Origin of the sequence: Psychrobacillus sp. BL-248-WT-3 (genome assembly GCF_012843435.1) — a bacterium.
Taxonomy (GTDB): Bacteria; Bacillota; Bacilli; order Bacillales_A; family Planococcaceae; genus Psychrobacillus.
Genome location: NZ_JABAFC010000008.1, coordinates 18,689 through 34,720, shown reverse-complemented (window position 1 = coordinate 34,720; position 16,032 = coordinate 18,689). Strand labels below are relative to the sequence as shown.

At 37.0% G+C, this 16,032-nt stretch carries 18 protein-coding genes and 1 riboswitch; of the genes, 9 read left to right on the top strand and 9 right to left on the bottom strand.

Features of this window, described 5'->3' with window-relative positions; all coding sequences use genetic code 11:
• Positions 1 to 20: 20 nt before the first annotated feature.
• Positions 21 to 464, bottom strand: coding sequence for an NUDIX hydrolase (locus tag HF876_RS06475; RefSeq protein ID WP_169359259.1), 444 nt, complete (start codon positions 462 to 464; stop codon positions 21 to 23).
• 137 nt (positions 465 to 601) lie between these two features.
• Between HF876_RS06475 and HF876_RS06470 the strand changes: the two genes are divergently transcribed.
• The 4 genes from HF876_RS06470 (at position 602) to HF876_RS06455 (ending at position 3,246) form a co-directional block, all read left to right on the top strand.
• Entirely contained in the window at positions 602 to 1,690 is a 1,089-nt protein-coding gene (locus HF876_RS06470; RefSeq protein WP_169359258.1) for an AI-2E family transporter, read from the top strand.
• An 11-nt stretch (positions 1,691 to 1,701) separates the two neighbouring features.
• Positions 1,702 to 2,148 carry a PH domain-containing protein gene (locus HF876_RS06465; RefSeq protein WP_169359257.1) on the top strand — a complete coding sequence of 149 codons (447 nt, stop codon included), beginning with the start codon at positions 1,702 to 1,704 and terminating at the stop codon, positions 2,146 to 2,148.
• 9 nt (positions 2,149 to 2,157) lie between these two features.
• Entirely contained in the window at positions 2,158 to 2,547 is a 390-nt protein-coding gene (locus HF876_RS06460) for a DnaJ family domain-containing protein (protein ID WP_169359256.1), read from the top strand.
• 144 nt (positions 2,548 to 2,691) lie between these two features.
• Complete coding sequence (locus HF876_RS06455) at positions 2,692 to 3,246, top strand: biotin transporter BioY (protein ID WP_169359255.1); 555 nt, start codon at positions 2,692 to 2,694, stop codon at positions 3,244 to 3,246.
• Positions 3,247 to 3,307: 61 nt separating this feature from the next.
• On the opposite strand, the gene HF876_RS06450 is transcribed toward HF876_RS06455, so the two are convergent.
• Both HF876_RS06450 and HF876_RS06445 read right to left on the bottom strand, forming a co-directional pair.
• On the bottom strand, positions 3,308 to 3,520 hold the full coding sequence (locus tag HF876_RS06450; protein ID WP_169359254.1) for a hypothetical protein: 213 nt from the start codon (positions 3,518 to 3,520) through the stop codon (positions 3,308 to 3,310).
• Positions 3,510 to 3,824 (bottom strand): DUF3243 domain-containing protein, encoded by a 315-nt coding sequence (locus tag HF876_RS06445; RefSeq protein ID WP_169359253.1) that lies wholly within the window; start codon positions 3,822 to 3,824, stop codon positions 3,510 to 3,512. The genes HF876_RS06450 and HF876_RS06445 overlap by 11 nt, the downstream gene beginning before the upstream one ends.
• 630 nt (positions 3,825 to 4,454) lie before the next feature.
• On the opposite strand from HF876_RS06445, the gene HF876_RS06440 reads away from it, so the two are divergent.
• The 3 genes from HF876_RS06440 (at position 4,455) to HF876_RS06430 (ending at position 8,418) form a co-directional block, all read left to right on the top strand.
• Entirely contained in the window at positions 4,455 to 5,648 is a 1,194-nt protein-coding gene (locus tag HF876_RS06440; protein WP_169359252.1) for an NAD(P)-dependent malic enzyme, read from the top strand.
• A gap of 118 nt (positions 5,649 to 5,766) precedes the next feature.
• Positions 5,767 to 6,114 carry a DUF6054 family protein gene (locus HF876_RS06435; RefSeq protein ID WP_169359251.1) on the top strand — a complete coding sequence of 116 codons (348 nt, stop codon included), beginning with the start codon at positions 5,767 to 5,769 and terminating at the stop codon, positions 6,112 to 6,114.
• Between the two features lie 147 nt (positions 6,115 to 6,261).
• Positions 6,262 to 8,418, top strand: a complete 2,157-nt coding sequence (locus HF876_RS06430) for a YhgE/Pip domain-containing protein (protein ID WP_169359250.1) — start codon at positions 6,262 to 6,264, stop codon at positions 8,416 to 8,418.
• Between the two features lie 70 nt (positions 8,419 to 8,488).
• Here the strand turns inward: HF876_RS06430 and pepT are convergent, their stop codons facing one another.
• The 4 genes from pepT to HF876_RS06410 form a co-directional block, all read right to left on the bottom strand.
• The gene (pepT, locus tag HF876_RS06425) at positions 8,489 to 9,715 is read right to left on the bottom strand and encodes a peptidase T (protein WP_169359249.1); all 1,227 of its coding nucleotides are present in this window, start codon (positions 9,713 to 9,715) and stop codon (positions 8,489 to 8,491) included.
• Positions 9,716 to 9,748: 33 nt separating this feature from the next.
• Positions 9,749 to 10,402, bottom strand: a complete 654-nt coding sequence (locus HF876_RS06420) for a lysoplasmalogenase (RefSeq protein ID WP_169359248.1) — start codon at positions 10,400 to 10,402, stop codon at positions 9,749 to 9,751.
• A 445-nt stretch (positions 10,403 to 10,847) separates the two neighbouring features.
• Positions 10,848 to 11,252: an RDD family protein gene (locus tag HF876_RS06415; protein ID WP_169359247.1), complete on the bottom strand. Its 405-nt coding sequence runs from the start codon at positions 11,250 to 11,252 to the stop codon at positions 10,848 to 10,850.
• Between the two features lie 26 nt (positions 11,253 to 11,278).
• Positions 11,279 to 12,976, bottom strand: a complete 1,698-nt coding sequence (locus tag HF876_RS06410) for a M3 family oligoendopeptidase (protein ID WP_169359246.1) — start codon at positions 12,974 to 12,976, stop codon at positions 11,279 to 11,281.
• 147 nt (positions 12,977 to 13,123) lie between these two features.
• Here HF876_RS06410 and HF876_RS06405 point away from each other — a divergent pair, with 147 nt between their 5' ends.
• Both HF876_RS06405 and HF876_RS06400 read left to right on the top strand, forming a co-directional pair.
• Positions 13,124 to 13,879, top strand: coding sequence for a DUF2087 domain-containing protein (locus HF876_RS06405; protein WP_169359245.1), 756 nt, complete (start codon positions 13,124 to 13,126; stop codon positions 13,877 to 13,879).
• 123 nt (positions 13,880 to 14,002) lie between these two features.
• A complete protein-coding gene (locus tag HF876_RS06400; RefSeq protein WP_169359244.1) occupies positions 14,003 to 14,404 on the top strand; it encodes a hypothetical protein in 402 nt (133 codons plus the stop codon).
• A 90-nt stretch (positions 14,405 to 14,494) separates the two neighbouring features.
• On the opposite strand, the gene HF876_RS06395 is transcribed toward HF876_RS06400, so the two are convergent.
• Both HF876_RS06395 and HF876_RS06390 read right to left on the bottom strand, forming a co-directional pair.
• On the bottom strand, positions 14,495 to 15,082 hold the full coding sequence (locus HF876_RS06395) for a YdcF family protein (RefSeq protein WP_169359243.1): 588 nt from the start codon (positions 15,080 to 15,082) through the stop codon (positions 14,495 to 14,497).
• Positions 15,083 to 15,100: 18 nt separating this feature from the next.
• A complete protein-coding gene (locus HF876_RS06390) occupies positions 15,101 to 15,742 on the bottom strand; it encodes a glycerol-3-phosphate acyltransferase (RefSeq protein ID WP_169359242.1) in 642 nt (213 codons plus the stop codon).
• 144 nt (positions 15,743 to 15,886) lie between these two features.
• Positions 15,887 to 16,003: riboswitch (SAM riboswitch) on the top strand.
• Positions 16,004 to 16,032: the final 29 nt, after the last annotated feature.

The following is a 16,032-nucleotide window of genomic DNA, read 5'->3' as shown; positions in this document are numbered from 1 at the left end:
TGAATTATGTTATGGAGACGTTAATCCAATAACTCGTCCTCTATAAAGGTGCGATAAGATGCTAGGATACCGTTCGGTAAGTTATTCGGTGGGAAAAATTGAAGTGAGATAGATTCTAATTCATCCGGTGTAAGTAGACCTTCATATTCATAGGTTTTGTAAACGATAGTAACCGAATAAAAGGTATCACCATTTGGATTTTCTATATAATAATCAGGACCCGAGTAGACTTGGCAAAGTGTCAGTTTTCCAATACGCAAGCCGGTCTCCTCCAAAACCTCTCGATATGCAGTGTCTTCCAGGCTTTCGCCAAGCTCCATTAATCCTCCAGGCAGACCATAAATGCCAGGTGCTCTTTCTTGAAGTAACACTTCGTTTTGTTCATTTAGTATTAGCACAACTGAACCAGGCAGTATGAGTGGCTGATGCCCAACATATTGGCGCAATTTTTTATAGTATTCCAAGAGTCTCCCCCTATTCAAGTTAAGAATTATTAACAGTTTACTATAAAAATGGTACGATACGTATAATGATGAAACTTACCTTATGATAATTCGTATATAAGATTATGTTAAACCTACATGGAGGATGTGAAAGTTAGTTGACTAAAAAGCTTTGGTTCCAGGTTGGAACCGCAATATTATTTACTTTATTAATTATTTTTATGTTTATGCAGGTTAAATCGATCTTTTCCCCTTTTCTAACAATTGCCCAGGCTATTTTTATGCCGCTGTTATTGGGTGGGGTATTATTCTATTTATCCAGACCACTTCAAAAATGGCTAGAATCGAAAAAATTTCCACGATGGGCTAGTATTATATCAGTATTTGTTGTAATTGGTCTCCTTATTTGGGGATTCATTGCATTATTAAGTCCTGTCCTAACAAAACAGGTGAATGCGTTGGTAGATAATACACCTGAGATGGTAGAAGAGGTAGAGGAATTCGTTAATTATTCCATCTCCCAAAGAAAAAAATTTGGTGAACTGCCAGAGGCAATTCAAACTACGATAGATAGTGCAAGTGGAAAAATAGAAACGATAGCAGTATCTGCTGGCGGTTTGATAGTTAAGTTCGTCCAGAATGTATTCCAAGGAGTATTTTTATTGGTGCTTGTACCATTCTTCCTGGTCTATATGCTGAAGGATCATGAAAAATTTGTCCCTTTCATTACACAGTTTTTTAAGGGGGAAAAGAAAAAGTTTATACGTAAAACCTTATCTGATATAGATGATACTCTTCGCTCATACGTTCAAGGACAATTATTCGTGAGTTTTTTAGTGGGAGTAATGTTATTCATCGGATATACAGCAATTGGTCTAGAATATGCCTTACTACTAGCGCTATTTGGGATGATTATGAATGTTATTCCATTCTTAGGGCCATATATATCCCTAGTTCCTGCAGTTATAATTGCTTTAATCCAAGAGCCTAAACTAGCTATCTATGTAGCGATTATAATGCTTGTAGCTCAGCAAATTGAAAGTAACTTCATTACTCCAAACGTGATGGGGAAATCCTTGGATATTCATCCATTAACGGTTATTACGATTATTTTAGCAGCTGGAAATATAGCAGGTTTAATGGGAATCATTTTAGGGGTTCCAACCTATGCAGTTATTAAAGCCATTTTAAAGAATATATACGCACATAGGGAAGGGATTAAGGATACAGCCACGAAATCTGTATAGGAGGGGATGGAATGACCTTTAAATCTAAGATTGATAAAACCTTTGCTTATTTTATAGGGGGAGCAATTTTTATAATAGCACTTGCTACTCTTGTACCTGCCTTATATGAAATCTTTTCAGATGATGTAGATGTAAAAGCAGTGGTTATTACCAGTATTCTATTTATCATGTGTGTTGGATTTATTTTGTGGATCACCTTTGATATTGAGTATTCTTTTAGAGAGAAGTACTTATTCATTAAAGGAGGTCCGTTTAAAAGTAAAATTCCTTATGAGGATATAACGAAAGTCAATAAAACATCTCAAATTTTAGCTGGTTATCGAATTCTATCTTCTAAGGATGCGTTAGAAATTCATTATAAAAAAGCAGTGCTTGGAAGTGTAATTATCTCACCTTGCGAACAACAGAAATTTTTAAGGATTTTGTCTGAAAAAGCACCACACATCTCTATGAAATGAGGTTTGATGATGGATAAGGACGATTATACCCCACCGGTTAACGATTTAATGGGTGATATTCTTAGGAACTATGAAAAGTCTGGAGGCATGGATCGTATCAAGGGAATGGGTCAACCGATCTCGGATGAATATTTCTCCGGAGACATTTTTCAGCACTTTCAAAAGATAGCCAAGGATGCGGGGTACAAACCACACTGGCTTAAGCTACAGCATGAAATTCGTGATGAGTTACAGGACATAGCGTCTACCTATACACATGGTCTTAAAGAAGGTCTCCATTTTCGAATTACTAAAGTAAATGAAAAAATTATGGCCTATAACAAGTCATGTCCGCCCCCTATGCAAAAGAGTACAGTACGATTAGAATCAGTAGAAAATGCAGTTAGTCGTTGGTTGTAAGCATTGCTAGATAAACTTGCTTCAAATTATTATAAGAAACCGAGAATCATTCTTCGGTTTCTTTTTTTATTTTGTTCTCTTTTAACCGTATTTGTGTTAACTTATATTTATAAGAGGTTAACACAAATAAAAGGGGAAAAAATTATGAGAAATGAACGTTTGAAAATGATGATTACTGCTGCTATGTTTGCTGGCATTATTGCCGTAGCGGCTCAAGTAATGATCGCTATACCACCTGTACCATTTTCACTCTTAACGATTGCTGTTATGTTAACGGCTACTATTTTACCTAAAGAGTATGCGTGTCTTGCCATTATCATCTATATATTACTTGGCCTCGGTGGGATACCTGTTTTTGCTGGTATGACGGGAGGACCAGGCATATTACTCGGTCCAACAGGAGGATATATTTTAGCTACGCTACCAGCTGTGATATGTATAAGTTTTTTGTTAGACATGTTTGGTCATAACAAATTTGTAGCTATTGGAGCCAATATGCTCAGTGTAGTCATTATTCTATCTATCGGTATGGTTTGGCTAAAAATGGTTTCCGGTATTTCATGGGAGGGAGCCTTCAAGGGTGGAATGTTAATTTTTCTTATTCCCGATTTAGTAAAATCAATAGTTGCAGCATTAGTAGGAGTGGTTATTAGACGTCGTTTGGTTCAAGCTAAATTGATTAGGGCTACCCCTCTTTAATATAAAAAGAATGCTCCAAGGGGAAAGGAGCATTCTTTTTTATTTCTAGGTTGAAGAAACATTATCTAGGAGGAAATCGTTCTTCGCTAGAAGAACGGTTTTTCGTGTGGGTATGATCTCTTTCGTCTTGAACTTGAATGTTCAAATCCTCTACAGAAATTGCATCAACAGTTTGCATATCCTCATGCATATCGAACAGGCTGACTTTAGTCGTCTTAACCCTATCAGGATTGTCTAACAAACGACCATCTGCCTCTTCTCGTTTATCCTTCATGTTTCGTAAGTTTTAAAAGCATTTGGCTAAGTGCTTGCTTCTCATCTTTGTCAGCAGTTTTCCATAGTTGCTGTAAAAGATGTTCTTCACGGTTTCTAGGTTCTTCGTGCGCTGCAAGATAACCTGCGACTTTCTCGGTTGCTTTTGCAAGGGTCTCATCACTTAGACCCATTTTTTCACCCATTTTAACTTTGTCAGCTAGATAATCCTTAAATGTAGTAAAGCTTTTTAGGATATTATTTTTTTCGTCTGTACTGAAGCTTTCTAATGCTACTTCCACTTGTTTGTCTATTTTTCGATCCATTCTTTCTCACTCCTTTTTTTTGGGGATTGTTATTAGCTATTCCCGAAGCTAAAAGGAATATGCATTTTAGTTTTACAATAAAGTAATTAGCAAACGAGTAGAAGGGGAGTACAACGAACAAACCTCTATTCAAAGGTGTGTAACTTCGATTTCCTCACTGGCGAACGCTTTCTATGGGAAAGAAAGAAGCATTCACCCCATTAATCGACTGCCAAAACAATTAGTAAGTAAAACTTAACTTGGGTAAGTAAAAAATTACATTAATAAAAATGGTTGACATACTAATTGAAAATGATTATCATTATCGTATAGAGCTTACTCAATAGAGAAGGTTCTTACCAGCAACTTTTCTCCAAAGTACAGCTGAGTATTTATTACGACTTAACCCCCTCAACGTTAAGTTCGTCCCTTGTAAAACGACATCCGTGCTGATGTCGTTTTTTTTATATCCTTTAAAAAAGAATACAAAAAAAATTAGTAAAGCGCTTAATATCTAATAAGTCATTAGATGTTTAAGAACAAGTTATCGTGGAAGACTAGAGGTAGTAAAAAGCAATCTATGAGATAAAAATATGAAGTAGGTCACTAAATGGAGTTTCCTAAAACATAAAAAAGAAAGTGAGTGAGACAATGACTTTAAGAGATCGAGCTTTAAAAGTTCATAAGGAAAACAAGGGGAAGTTAGAGATACTTTCCAAGGTGCCGGTGAACACGATGGAAGATTTAAGTCTAGCTTATTCGCCGGGAGTTGCGGAACCTTGTTTAGAAATCAAAAATAATCCTTCTAGTGTGTATGATTATACGGCTAAGGGAAATATGGTTGGTGTGGTAACTGATGGTTCTGCTGTACTTGGGTTAGGAAATATAGGGGCAGAAGCCTCCTTGCCTGTGATGGAAGGTAAAGCTATTCTCTTCAAAAGCTTTGCAAATGTGGATGCATTTCCAATTTGTTTAAACACTAATGATATAGAAGAAATTGTGTCAATTGTTAAAGCTATTAGTCCTTCGTTTGGAGCGATAAATTTAGAAGATATTTCAGCCCCGCGCTGTTTTGAGATAGAAAGACGTTTACAAGAAGAGTTAAATATACCTGTGTTCCATGATGATCAGCATGGAACAGCTATAGTAGTTGGCGCTAGCTTGCAAAATGCACTAAAGCTAGTTAAAAAGCAAAAAGAAAATGTAAAGGTAGTTATTAACGGAGCAGGAGCAGCAGGAGTGGCTATTATGAAAATCCTTGTCCAACTTGGTTATACACAAATTATTATGTGTGATTCAACAGGTATTATTTATAAGGGACGAAAAAAAGGGATGAACCCGGTAAAGGAAACAATTGCTACCTTAACAAATTCAATCGGATTGAAGGGTAGCCTACGAGATGCAATGGCAGGTGCGGATGTATTTATCGGTGTTTCAGTGGCAAATCTTTTAACAAAGGATTTAGTAGACTTGATGAGTAGAGATTCTATAATTTTTGCTATGGCAAATCCAGTGCCGGAGATTTCTTACGAGAATGCGAAGGAGTGGGGAGTAAGAATTATAGCTACTGGTCGTTCTGACTACCCAAACCAAGTAAATAATGTTTTAGCTTTTCCTGGGATATTTAGAGGAACTCTCGATGCAAAGGCAAACGAAATTAATGATGATATGAAATTAGCTGCCGTTCAGGCAATCGCTAACCTAATTGAAGAAAAGGATTTGAGTAATGATTATATTATTCCTCAAGCTTTCGATAAGAGAGTGGTACAAGCGGTCTCTCGAGAGGTAAGCAAGGCTGCAATAGAGTCCGGTGTTTCTAAGCTCTCCACTAATTCAGACGTATAGCGTGTAAACCTAATTAAAGTAAGAATGTTGTTTAGCATTCTTACCTTTTTTTCTTATCTCGTGCAAATCTGGAACCTATTGCCTCTATATCCGTAAAACTATAAAAGGGGGCGGTATTATGAAAGACGTGCGAGATTTTTATGTGGATATTACACCTATTGAGGCATTAAGGGTAATAGAACAATCAATTGTCACAGGATCTATATCTGGTAAGGTGTTAGACGTATATAAGCGCTCTGTAGGAGACCAAGAGATAGTTGTTTGTGTAATAGAAAAATTCTATTATCGAACAAGTAATAGAGCATCTTTAACTATCACATTAGACAATTTAGAGGAATTTACCAAGGTTCATGCAGTAGCCTCTGGTGGTGGGGCAGGAGCATTTATGCGTTTTGATTGGGGAGCTGGCGGTAATTTTGTAGAGAGTGTAAGCCGTGCTTTGGATCAGTATATTGTTGAACAGTGAAATTTTGATAATTTTTGTCTAATATTACTATTTAACAAAAATAATGAAAAATCTAAAAATTTAAAATATAATTAATGTAGGAATAAAAATGAATACTCATTCATTTTTTGTTTCTACATTTTTTTAATTTAAAATAGGGGGTTATGTATGGGTGCGTTCAAATTGTTGGGCGTGGAATTATCCAAGCTAACAGAGAAAAAAGGGGTAATATTTTCACTCATTGGAGTTTTGCTAATTCCAATTGTCTATGCAGCAGTTTTGTTATCTGCTACATGGGATCCGTATGACAATCTAGATAATTTACCTGTAGCGTTTGTTAATAATGATGCAGGTGCTGAATCAGGGGGAGCCCCAATAAATGTGGGGAATGATTTAGTGGCAGATTTGAAGCAAAATCCAGCCTTAGGATGGGATTTTGTTTCGAAAGAGGAAGCCGAAAAAGGACTCAAGAGTCAGAAGTATTATATGACGATTGAGATTCCAGAGGACTTTTCTAGCAAGGTAACAACCGTGCTAGATGCTAATCCACAGGTAGCAGAAATAATTTATACACAAAATGAAGGCTTGAACTTCATGGCTTCACAGGTGACGAAAAGTGCTACAGAAAAAATTCGTGAACAGCTAGGAAACAAAATTACGGAAACCTACACCAAAACATTATTCGCACGATTTGGTGATATTTCTAATGGATTTGCTTCCGGTGCTGATGGTTCTAACAAATTGTATGAGGGTACAACAAGTCTTTCGGCAGGTACAAGTCAACTGCTACAATCTTTAAACGAAAAATCAGGAGATGTTCAGAAGCTTGCAGTTGGAGCTAAAACTGCTGAGGATGGAGCTAGCCAATTACTTAGCTCGATTAAAAGCGGAGAGAATGACATTAAAAAGCTGGCTGCAGGATCAAAAGAGGTTGTGCAAGGCTTAGATTCTCTAAAAGCTGGATCTGACCAGGTATTGAATGGTTTAAAGACTGTTAACACAGGCAGTTCCACATTATCTGCAGGCTTAGAAAAACAGTTGAAACCAGGGGCAGAGCAGTTAGCAGGTGGAATTGCTAAAGTGACAGAATCTACGAAAACGCTTTCAGGAGGATCTCAAAATCTTACGGAAGGCTTGAAGGGTTATTTAGCAAAACATCCTGAGCTTGCAAAAGATGTGGAATTTATGACGCTTGTAGGTACAAGTGATGCAATTTCAAAAGGTCTCACTCAATTTGATCAGCAAGTTCAACCATTAAAGCAGGGTGCTGACGCTTTAGTTGCTGGAGCGACTCAGCTTACCACAGGGTCTAAGCAGCTGAATGCTGGGATCAATCAACTGGTAGAAGGACAAACGGCAGCTAATGCTGGGATCAATCGACTTAAAATAGGGGCAAATCAAGTGGCTAATGGGAATGCCACTGTTGCAAGTTCATGGACGAAGATTGGCAATGCAGTTACTGATTTAAAGGCAGGGCTTACACAAATTAGTGATGGTAACCAAACTGTTGCAGTTGGTTGGGAGACAATGACTTTAGGGGTAACATCACTAAACGATGGTGCAAATCAATTGCAATCTGGAAGCCAAGAGCTTCAAACTGGCTTAGCAGGTGGAGCGGAACAAGTAAATGGTATTCAGGTGAGTGAAGCTAATATAGCTAAATTCTCTAATCCGGTTAGTTTTAAGGGGGAGACGGTGAACAGCTATAATTATTACCGTGATTCTACAGCCCCATATATTATTTCTTTAGCTTTATTTGTTGGAATTTTAATCTTATCTTTTATCGTTGATTTCAAAAGACCAGTTACTTTGCCAGGTTCATTATTTAGCTGGTATGCAAGTAAACTTATGCAGCTTTCATTATTTGCAGTTGCTCAAGGTTTATTAGTATCTTTATTTTCATTATTCTTCTTGAAACTTCAGGTTACTAATGCGGGATTATTTATACTGTTTACTGTTTTTGTAAGTCTAGCGTTTATGTCTATTGTATTCTTCTTGATAGCATTAGGAGGTAATATTGGTCGATTTATTGCTCTTGCATTCATCGTTCTTCAATTATCTACAACAGGCTCGAACCTACCAATACCTATGTTACCGGAGAACTTACAAGCGCTTAGTAAATTCTTACCGCTAACGTATTCTAATGCAGGGCTTAAATCCGTTATTTCTTTAGGAGATCCAGGGTTTATGCTGGCAAATGGTTTTGTACTTCTAATTTGCTTAGTGGCATTCCTTGTACTGACATTTATCGTATTTGCTGTCAGCTACAAGCATGTATCTCGCTACATTGCAGAAAGAAATCCAGTAACAGAAGCTACAGTGTAATAAGATATGCTAAAACGGTAAAAGAGACACTCGCTAAATATGGCAAGTGTCTCTTTTATCTATAGCTTAGTTATGCTTTATTTTCAAAGGTTTGAATAATCCCTTTCATTACTTCTGTAGCTTTTTCCATTGCATTTATAGAGATATACTCATATTTCCCATGATAGTTTTCTCCACCTGTAAAGATGTTTGGTGTTGGCATACCCATGAAGGAAAGCTGAGAGCCATCTGTCCCGCCACGGATAGGGATAATTAATGGTTCTATGTCTAAGGAAATCATAACATCCTTAGCAATATCTACAATTTCCATAACAGGTGTAATTTTTTCACCCATATTATAATATTGATCTCTTACATCCACCACGATTGCGTGTTCTCCGTATTCAGCTTTAAATTTTTCTGCAACATCTAGAAACAGTTGTTTTTTAGCTTCGAATTTTTGGCGGTCGTGATCACGAATAATGTAGCCTAGCTCTGATTTTTCTACATCCCCGTTGAAGGACATCAAGTGAATAAAACCTTCGTCCCCACTAGTTTTTTCTGGAACTTCATCCACAGGCATATGGGATTGGAATTTAGTTGCCATCGTAATGGAGTTCACCATTTTTCCTTTAGCAGAGCCAGGATGTACGCTTTTCCCATGGGTAGTAACTTTAACACTAGCAGCGTTAAAGCTCTCATATTGCAGTTCTCCAAGTGGACCTCCGTCCATTGTGTACGCGTATTTAGCTCCGAATGTTTCTACATCAAATTTATGTGGTCCGCGACCTATTTCCTCGTCAGGGGTAAAGGCCACACGAATTTTCCCGTGTTTTACTTCGGGGTTTTGAAGGAAGTATTCCATAGCAGTCATGATAATAGCTATACCTGCTTTGTTGTCAGCTCCTAATAAGGTCAATCCATCTGTAGTCATTAGTGTTTGACCAACGTACTTTGTTAATTCAGGGAAGTCTGCAATTGACATAACAGTATTCTTATTCAGTTGAATGTCTCGTCCGTCATAGCTTTCAATTAGCTGAGGATTTACATTTTTTCCTGTGTAATCTGTTGCTGTATCCACATGTGCCAAAAAGCCGATTGTAGGTACTTCCTTATTTGTGTTAGCTGGTAGAGAGGCAAACAAGTATCCATTATCATCTAATGTGATCTCTTCCATCCCAAGTTCTGCTAATTCCTTCTCCAATAAATGAAGTAAGTCCCACTGACCTTCAGTAGAAGGACAAGAAGAGCTAGCGGCATTTGATTGTGTATCTATTTTAGCGTATCTAGTTAATCGATCGATAAGAATTTCTTTCATGATAAAATCTCCTCCAATATGCAAAGCATATATTTATTTTAACAGATTATTCCGTGTTGAGGAATAATGCGAAAATATACTGTATGAGAAGAGAAATTGTGCACCATAGTAGGAAAGCATTACAAGTGCATGCTCATAAGGGATAGCTACTATAAACTTATTAATTGCTAGTATAGAATCAGAGAATATAAATAAGATGGCACCCATTATGGCGAATCTATTACCTGTCTGAAATGCATGCCAGCCCATGGTTAAAATAACTCCTATATACAGAACAACAGCAACTACTAAAACAAATTCTCCTTCAGTCCATAAAGTGCCTGCAATCCAAATAATCATAATTAGTCCATAAAGAAGTAACAAAGCTGCTGCCCACTTAGGGATAGTGTTCTTTTTTATTCTTCTGAATGCAAAAATATAAATGATATGTCCTATTAAAAATGTGATAAGCCCAATTATAAACCAATAAATTAGTCCGTCTGCTAGCATACATATAAATAATCCTAAAATAATAAGTGTCTTGTAGCTTTTGGGTAAACCAGGTGGTTGAATACTTGCAAAAAGAATAATGAGCAGCATAGGAATAAGTTTGAACGTTATTTTAATACCAACCGGATCATGAGGTATCAAAAATATATAAATAATTCCCATAATCGCAATTGTAATTGCTAATATTTTACTCGACATAATAACACTCCTTTATACTTACATTCGTTATCTTCTATGAATTACCTGCTATTGTATGAGAGTATAGGCTAAAAAATGTTATTAAAAAAGCTGTGTTACAGGTTAGGGTTGATTTATGATGCAAAGAAATCTTAAATCAGAGAGTAGAATTGATTTTCGCACCAGCAGGACGCTTTCCTCGTGGTGAGCGATAAGCCATCACCTAACGCTTATGCGCGTGGTTGTGATGTGCCACTTGAAAGTTCCTTGTTTATGTTTGCAGTCACTATGAAAAAGAATTGTTAGTCCAAAATCAACCAATAACTTTAACAAAGCTTTAAAAAATAAGGATAGATAAAAGAAGATGGCCGTGAAGAGAATCACGACCATCTTTTTTACTTTTCATTAGTGTCAAAAACACAGTAGGGATGAGAGGAAGCAAGATCCTGCTGGTTAAGTTAACTGCTCATGAATAAGGCGAATCATGAGTTACATAAGTACCAGCTATAAAATCATGAAGGGATCTCTTATCCTCGCGTAAACCGACCATAAAACAGCTCACAATTAGACCAATACCCAAAGTTATCCCATAGACAATTCCTGCTATTATAACTCTTTTTACCATCGTCCAAACGTCTACACTAGACCCGTCTACTTTAACGATTCGTACTCCCACAATTCGTTTGCCTATTGTGTATCCTGCCCATAAAATAGGCAAGATAAAAGTATAAAAGTTTTGTCCTATGGTCGTAAACCAAGTATCACTTTCTCCGAACAAAAGTAAGCTAATAATTGCCAATGGTATACCGATAATAATTCCATCTAATAGACCTGCCCCAACTCTTATCCAAAAACCTGCTGGGTTAATCATAACTTATAAACTCCTTATTTCTAAAATTAAAGTGAAGCATCATCTACGCTGTTTAAGTAATCCTCAATTGTACCAATTACAGATTCGACCCATCCTTCCTCAAAAGGAGAAATGAGATTAGCTTCTTTTACTAGCTTAGTGAAGGACATAGAGCCCCCTAGTTTACAAAGGTGTAAGTAATCCTTCCATGCAGAGTCACGATCCTCTCTTGAACGCTTCCAAAATTGGAATGCACAAATCTGTGCCAACGTATAGTCGATGTAATAGAAAGGACTAGCATATATATGTCCTTGGCGCTGCCAGAAGCCACCAGCCTCATAATAACTGTTTCCATCATAATCACGATGAGGGAGGTACGTTTGCTCAATTTTTCTCCATGCTGCTTTTCTTTCTGCTGGTGTCATTTCTGGATTTTCATATACAATGTGCTGGAATTCGTCTACTGCCACGCCGTAAGGAAGGAACAGAAGACCACTACTTAGATGGGCAAATTTATATTTCTCTGTTTGGTCCTTGAAGAAAAGCTCCATCCATGGCCAAGTGAAAAATTCCATACTCATCGAGTGGATCTCGCAGGATTCAAACGTTGGCCAGATATATTCCGGTATCCCGATATTTCTACTTGTATAAACCTGAAAAGCATGACCTGCTTCATGAGTTAACACATCAATATCTCCAGATGTTCCATTGAAATTAGAGAAAATATAAGGAGATTCATAGTCATCGATAAATGTACAATATCCTCCAGCTTCTTTTCCTTTTTTAGCTTCTAAATCCATTAGGCCCCGGTCAATCATAAACTGGAAGAATTCCGCTGTTTCTGGAGAAAGCTCCTCATACATTTTCTTTCCATTGTCGATAATCCATTGAGGAGAACCTTGTGGAGTTGCATTTCCAGTTAAAAAGTTAAGTGGTTCATCATAAAATTTAAGCTTCTCTACACCAATGCGTTTAGCCTGTCTTTCGTGTAGCTTATTGGCAAGAGGAACTATATAATCACGAACCTGGTCACGGAATTTTTTTACCATCTCCGCATTATAGTCGATTCTGTTCATCCGAATATAACCAAGCTCTACAAAGTTTTTGTAGCCAAGAGTGGTTGCCATCTCATGACGTAGCTTAACAAGTTGGTCATAGATGTCATCAAATTTGGCTTCATTTTCTTGGAAAAACCCAATAGAAGCTTCTCTAGCTTTCTTTCTTATTTCGCGTTCTGTAGATTCTGTAAACTTTCCAAGCTGTGCTAGTGTATATTTTTCTCCCTCGAACTCTACTTCTGCAGATGCAACAAGCTTAGAGTAGTCAGAGGTTAGTTTGTTTTCCTTTTGCATTAAGCCGATTAACTCTGAAGAGAATCCTTTAATCTGAAAGTCTGCCAAATCAAATAATTGGTTGCCCCACTTTTGTTCTAGCTCATTGCGGTATGGGGAAGCTACAAGAACCTTGTAGTATTCTGTGACAAGCTCATCTACCTCGGGACTGATTTCATCTAAAAAATCGCGTTCCTTTTGATAAAATTCATCGTTTGTATCGATAGAAGCTCGGATATAAACAAGGTTTGCTTGAGTAGAGAAGTTGTTGCGAATCGAGTTAACCTCTTCAATTATTGAATTTTGCTCCTCTACAGAAGAAGCTTCCTTCATTTTATCTAATAAACTATGAAAAGCTGTCTTCATTTCTTGTAAATCTGGTCTTTTGTATTCGTATTCTTTGAATGTTACCAATGTATTTCCCCCTATTTTCTTGTAATCCTTCCTTTTAATTGTTTATTATTTTCAGATAAATTGCAACAGTATTATTTAGTTTGATTTAAAATAGATATTATTATAAAATGTTTGTATATTTACAAACGAAAAGGGGTTATGTTTGTTATGGAAGTAAATGAAAATTTTTTAGACGCATCTATGGAAGAGATGAAAAAAGGGTATGTGGAGGAAAAGGAATGCTATCAATGTTTATTATGTGGGGAGAAAGTTGAAAAGGGCTTAATATATCCTGAAAATAATGTTTTGTATGAATCGGAGCGATTTATGAAGCTTCATATAGAGAAACAACATAACTCTGTATTTGATCATTTAATTGGCTTAAACAAAAAGCTAACTGGCTTAACGGACCATCAAAATAGCTTATTGCAACTGTTTTATGAAGGGAGAAGTGACTTAGAAATTCAAAAGGAGTTAGAGATAGGGAGTGCCTCGACTATTCGAAATCATCGATTTGTCTTGAAGGAAAAGGAACGCCAAGCAAAGATATTTTTGACAATGATGGAGCTGTTGAAGGAAAAGGACAGACATGCCCCTAATTTCCTGCCAATTCATAAAAACGCTACGATGGTAGACGATCGTTATAATATAACAGCTGATGAACAAGCAGAAGTAGAGAAAAAATTCTTCCCAGAGGGAATAAGTGGTCGGATGATTAAGTTTCCGAAAAAGGAAAAACAAAAGCTTGCAACACTACGAGTAATTATTAAGCAATTTGACAAGGAAAAGCAGTATAGCGAGAAAGAAATAAATGAAATTCTAAAAAGCATATACGATGACCATGTAACCCTCAGACGTTATTTAGTGGAATACGGATTTTTAGATAGGAAAGATGATGGAAGTGCTTATTGGGTGAAGGGGTAAAGTTGATTCAACCCAATTAAATGGAAATTCACTTAGACAACTAAACAGCAATTGTAACAAATGAGAGTAGGAAAGGTAACTTATTCCACCCTTGTCCGTCTAACAATGTAAGGAGGGGATAACGTGAGACAACTTGTATCATTTTGGGGTTTGATCATTTTCGTTTTATTAACTGCTGTTGGATGTTCTAATCCATTGAACACAGAAAAAATAGAAGTTCATGAAACTAAAAATCCTGATGCGGAAGAAGTTTTAACATTAGACCCTGAAGCCGATATTTTTCAGCTCGATGGTGTGATTTATAAGACTAAAATTGACTGGGTTGAGGAACTAAATTTAACAAAAGGCGAGCAAGTAGGGGAAATAAAAATAAGAAATGATTCAGACACAGACTTTGAAGATGAAATGTCGAATAAGCTCCCTGTGGGTTCAAATATTTTTTCTACTATAGAAAAAGAAGGCCCTATTTTACTCGTTGAATTAGAAGGTAAACTTCTGAAATATTATGCACTGGTCGAGGGTTAATAACTTTCCTATAATTCGCAAATGAGCGAGCTGGGGGAGGGAGAAAGGAGGGGGTAGCATAGCTACTCTTCTTTTTTTATCCCTCTCTTGTTATTCTCCGGAGACAAAGGTTTTTAGCAAGGCCGCTCTTTCGCGCAAACGTAGTTTTGCCTTTGAAATTTGTGGTGTCCTAGCTGCTACCACGTCTGCGTCCCATCCTATTCCCTCAGCTATAATTTTTGCTCGCTGTAAATGGAAATCGCTCGTAATAATTGTGACAGAGGTAACGCTGTCAGGGAGAAGCTGTTGAGAGTATAAAAGGTTTTCATACGTAGAGGTAGATTGATCTTCTACTATGATTCGACTCTCCATAATTCCATTCTCTACGAGATAGTTCTTCATGACTATAGCTTCTTCTATATCCTCATCTTGTCCCTGTCCTCCAGTAACAACAAGTTTTACAGATGGGTATTTTTCAGCATAATCTAGTGCTGCTTCCAAACGATAAAGAAGTGCTAGAGAAGGGATGTGCCCTTTTTTGACCTTGGCCCCTAACACAATGGCATACTCATTGGAACCGTCGGCCTTAGGCTTTAACCCATCCTCGAGCCATTTACTTGTAAGCATCCACATACCTAATCCGCTCGATGCGATTATTATGAATGGAATGACCACAATCCACCTCTTTTTTTTGCTCATTTAACTCACTCTTTTCCTTTAAACCGAAGGCTTCTTTTTCTTTATAACAGAGGAAATTTTTGTTTCTTCGTTCCGTATTAATCGTTGGACATTCTCTATGTGTAAGAAGGAAGCCATTAAAAATAGGAAGCCTGCTATTAAGATTGGTCCTGTTCCATCTGCTGTCCAGACAGAGGCTCCTAAAAATATGAGGTAAAAAAACAAAACCCCAATCAACAAATAATCTGTTAAAAGTGTAACGCAGATTAATATAAGCAATCCAGCCAGTCCGACCGGCCAATGTAATGCAAGTAAAACCCCGATGATGGAGGCTGTGCCTTTCCCACCTTTAAATTTTGTGAAAACTGGAAAGTTGTGTCCTAAAATAACCGCGGCACCAGCTAGATAAAGAAGTAGATCCAGCTCTGATGAACTAAACAAGCTCCACTGCTCAGAAAGTACACGTACACCAATAATCATAATGGCACCCTTTAATATATCTATGACTCCCACTAAAACACCATACTTCCAGCCAAGTACGACAGTAGCATTGGATGCTCCGGAATTATTTAGGCCTTCTTTTTTTATATTAACTCCACTCATCCATTGAGCGAGTTTAGATCCATGTAGCGAACCAATAATGTAGCCTGTTAGGAGAATGCTAACAATCCAAACAACCATTCTATGACACCCCTTATAAAATTATTCTATCTATTATATTAAACGATTAAAAAAAGAAGAAGTTTCAGAATTTTTATAAAATGACTTGACATCTAAATATATGGAGACTTATACTGTGTAACAAGATGGAATACTAATCAAATACTCTTATCAAGAGTGACTGAGGGAATAGGCCCTAAGAAGTCCGGCAACCACCAAGTTCTATAACTTGGAAAGGTGCTAAATCCTACAAATTCTTTAATAGAATTTGGAAGATAAGAGGAGGAACATGTCATCAATTTGACCCCTCT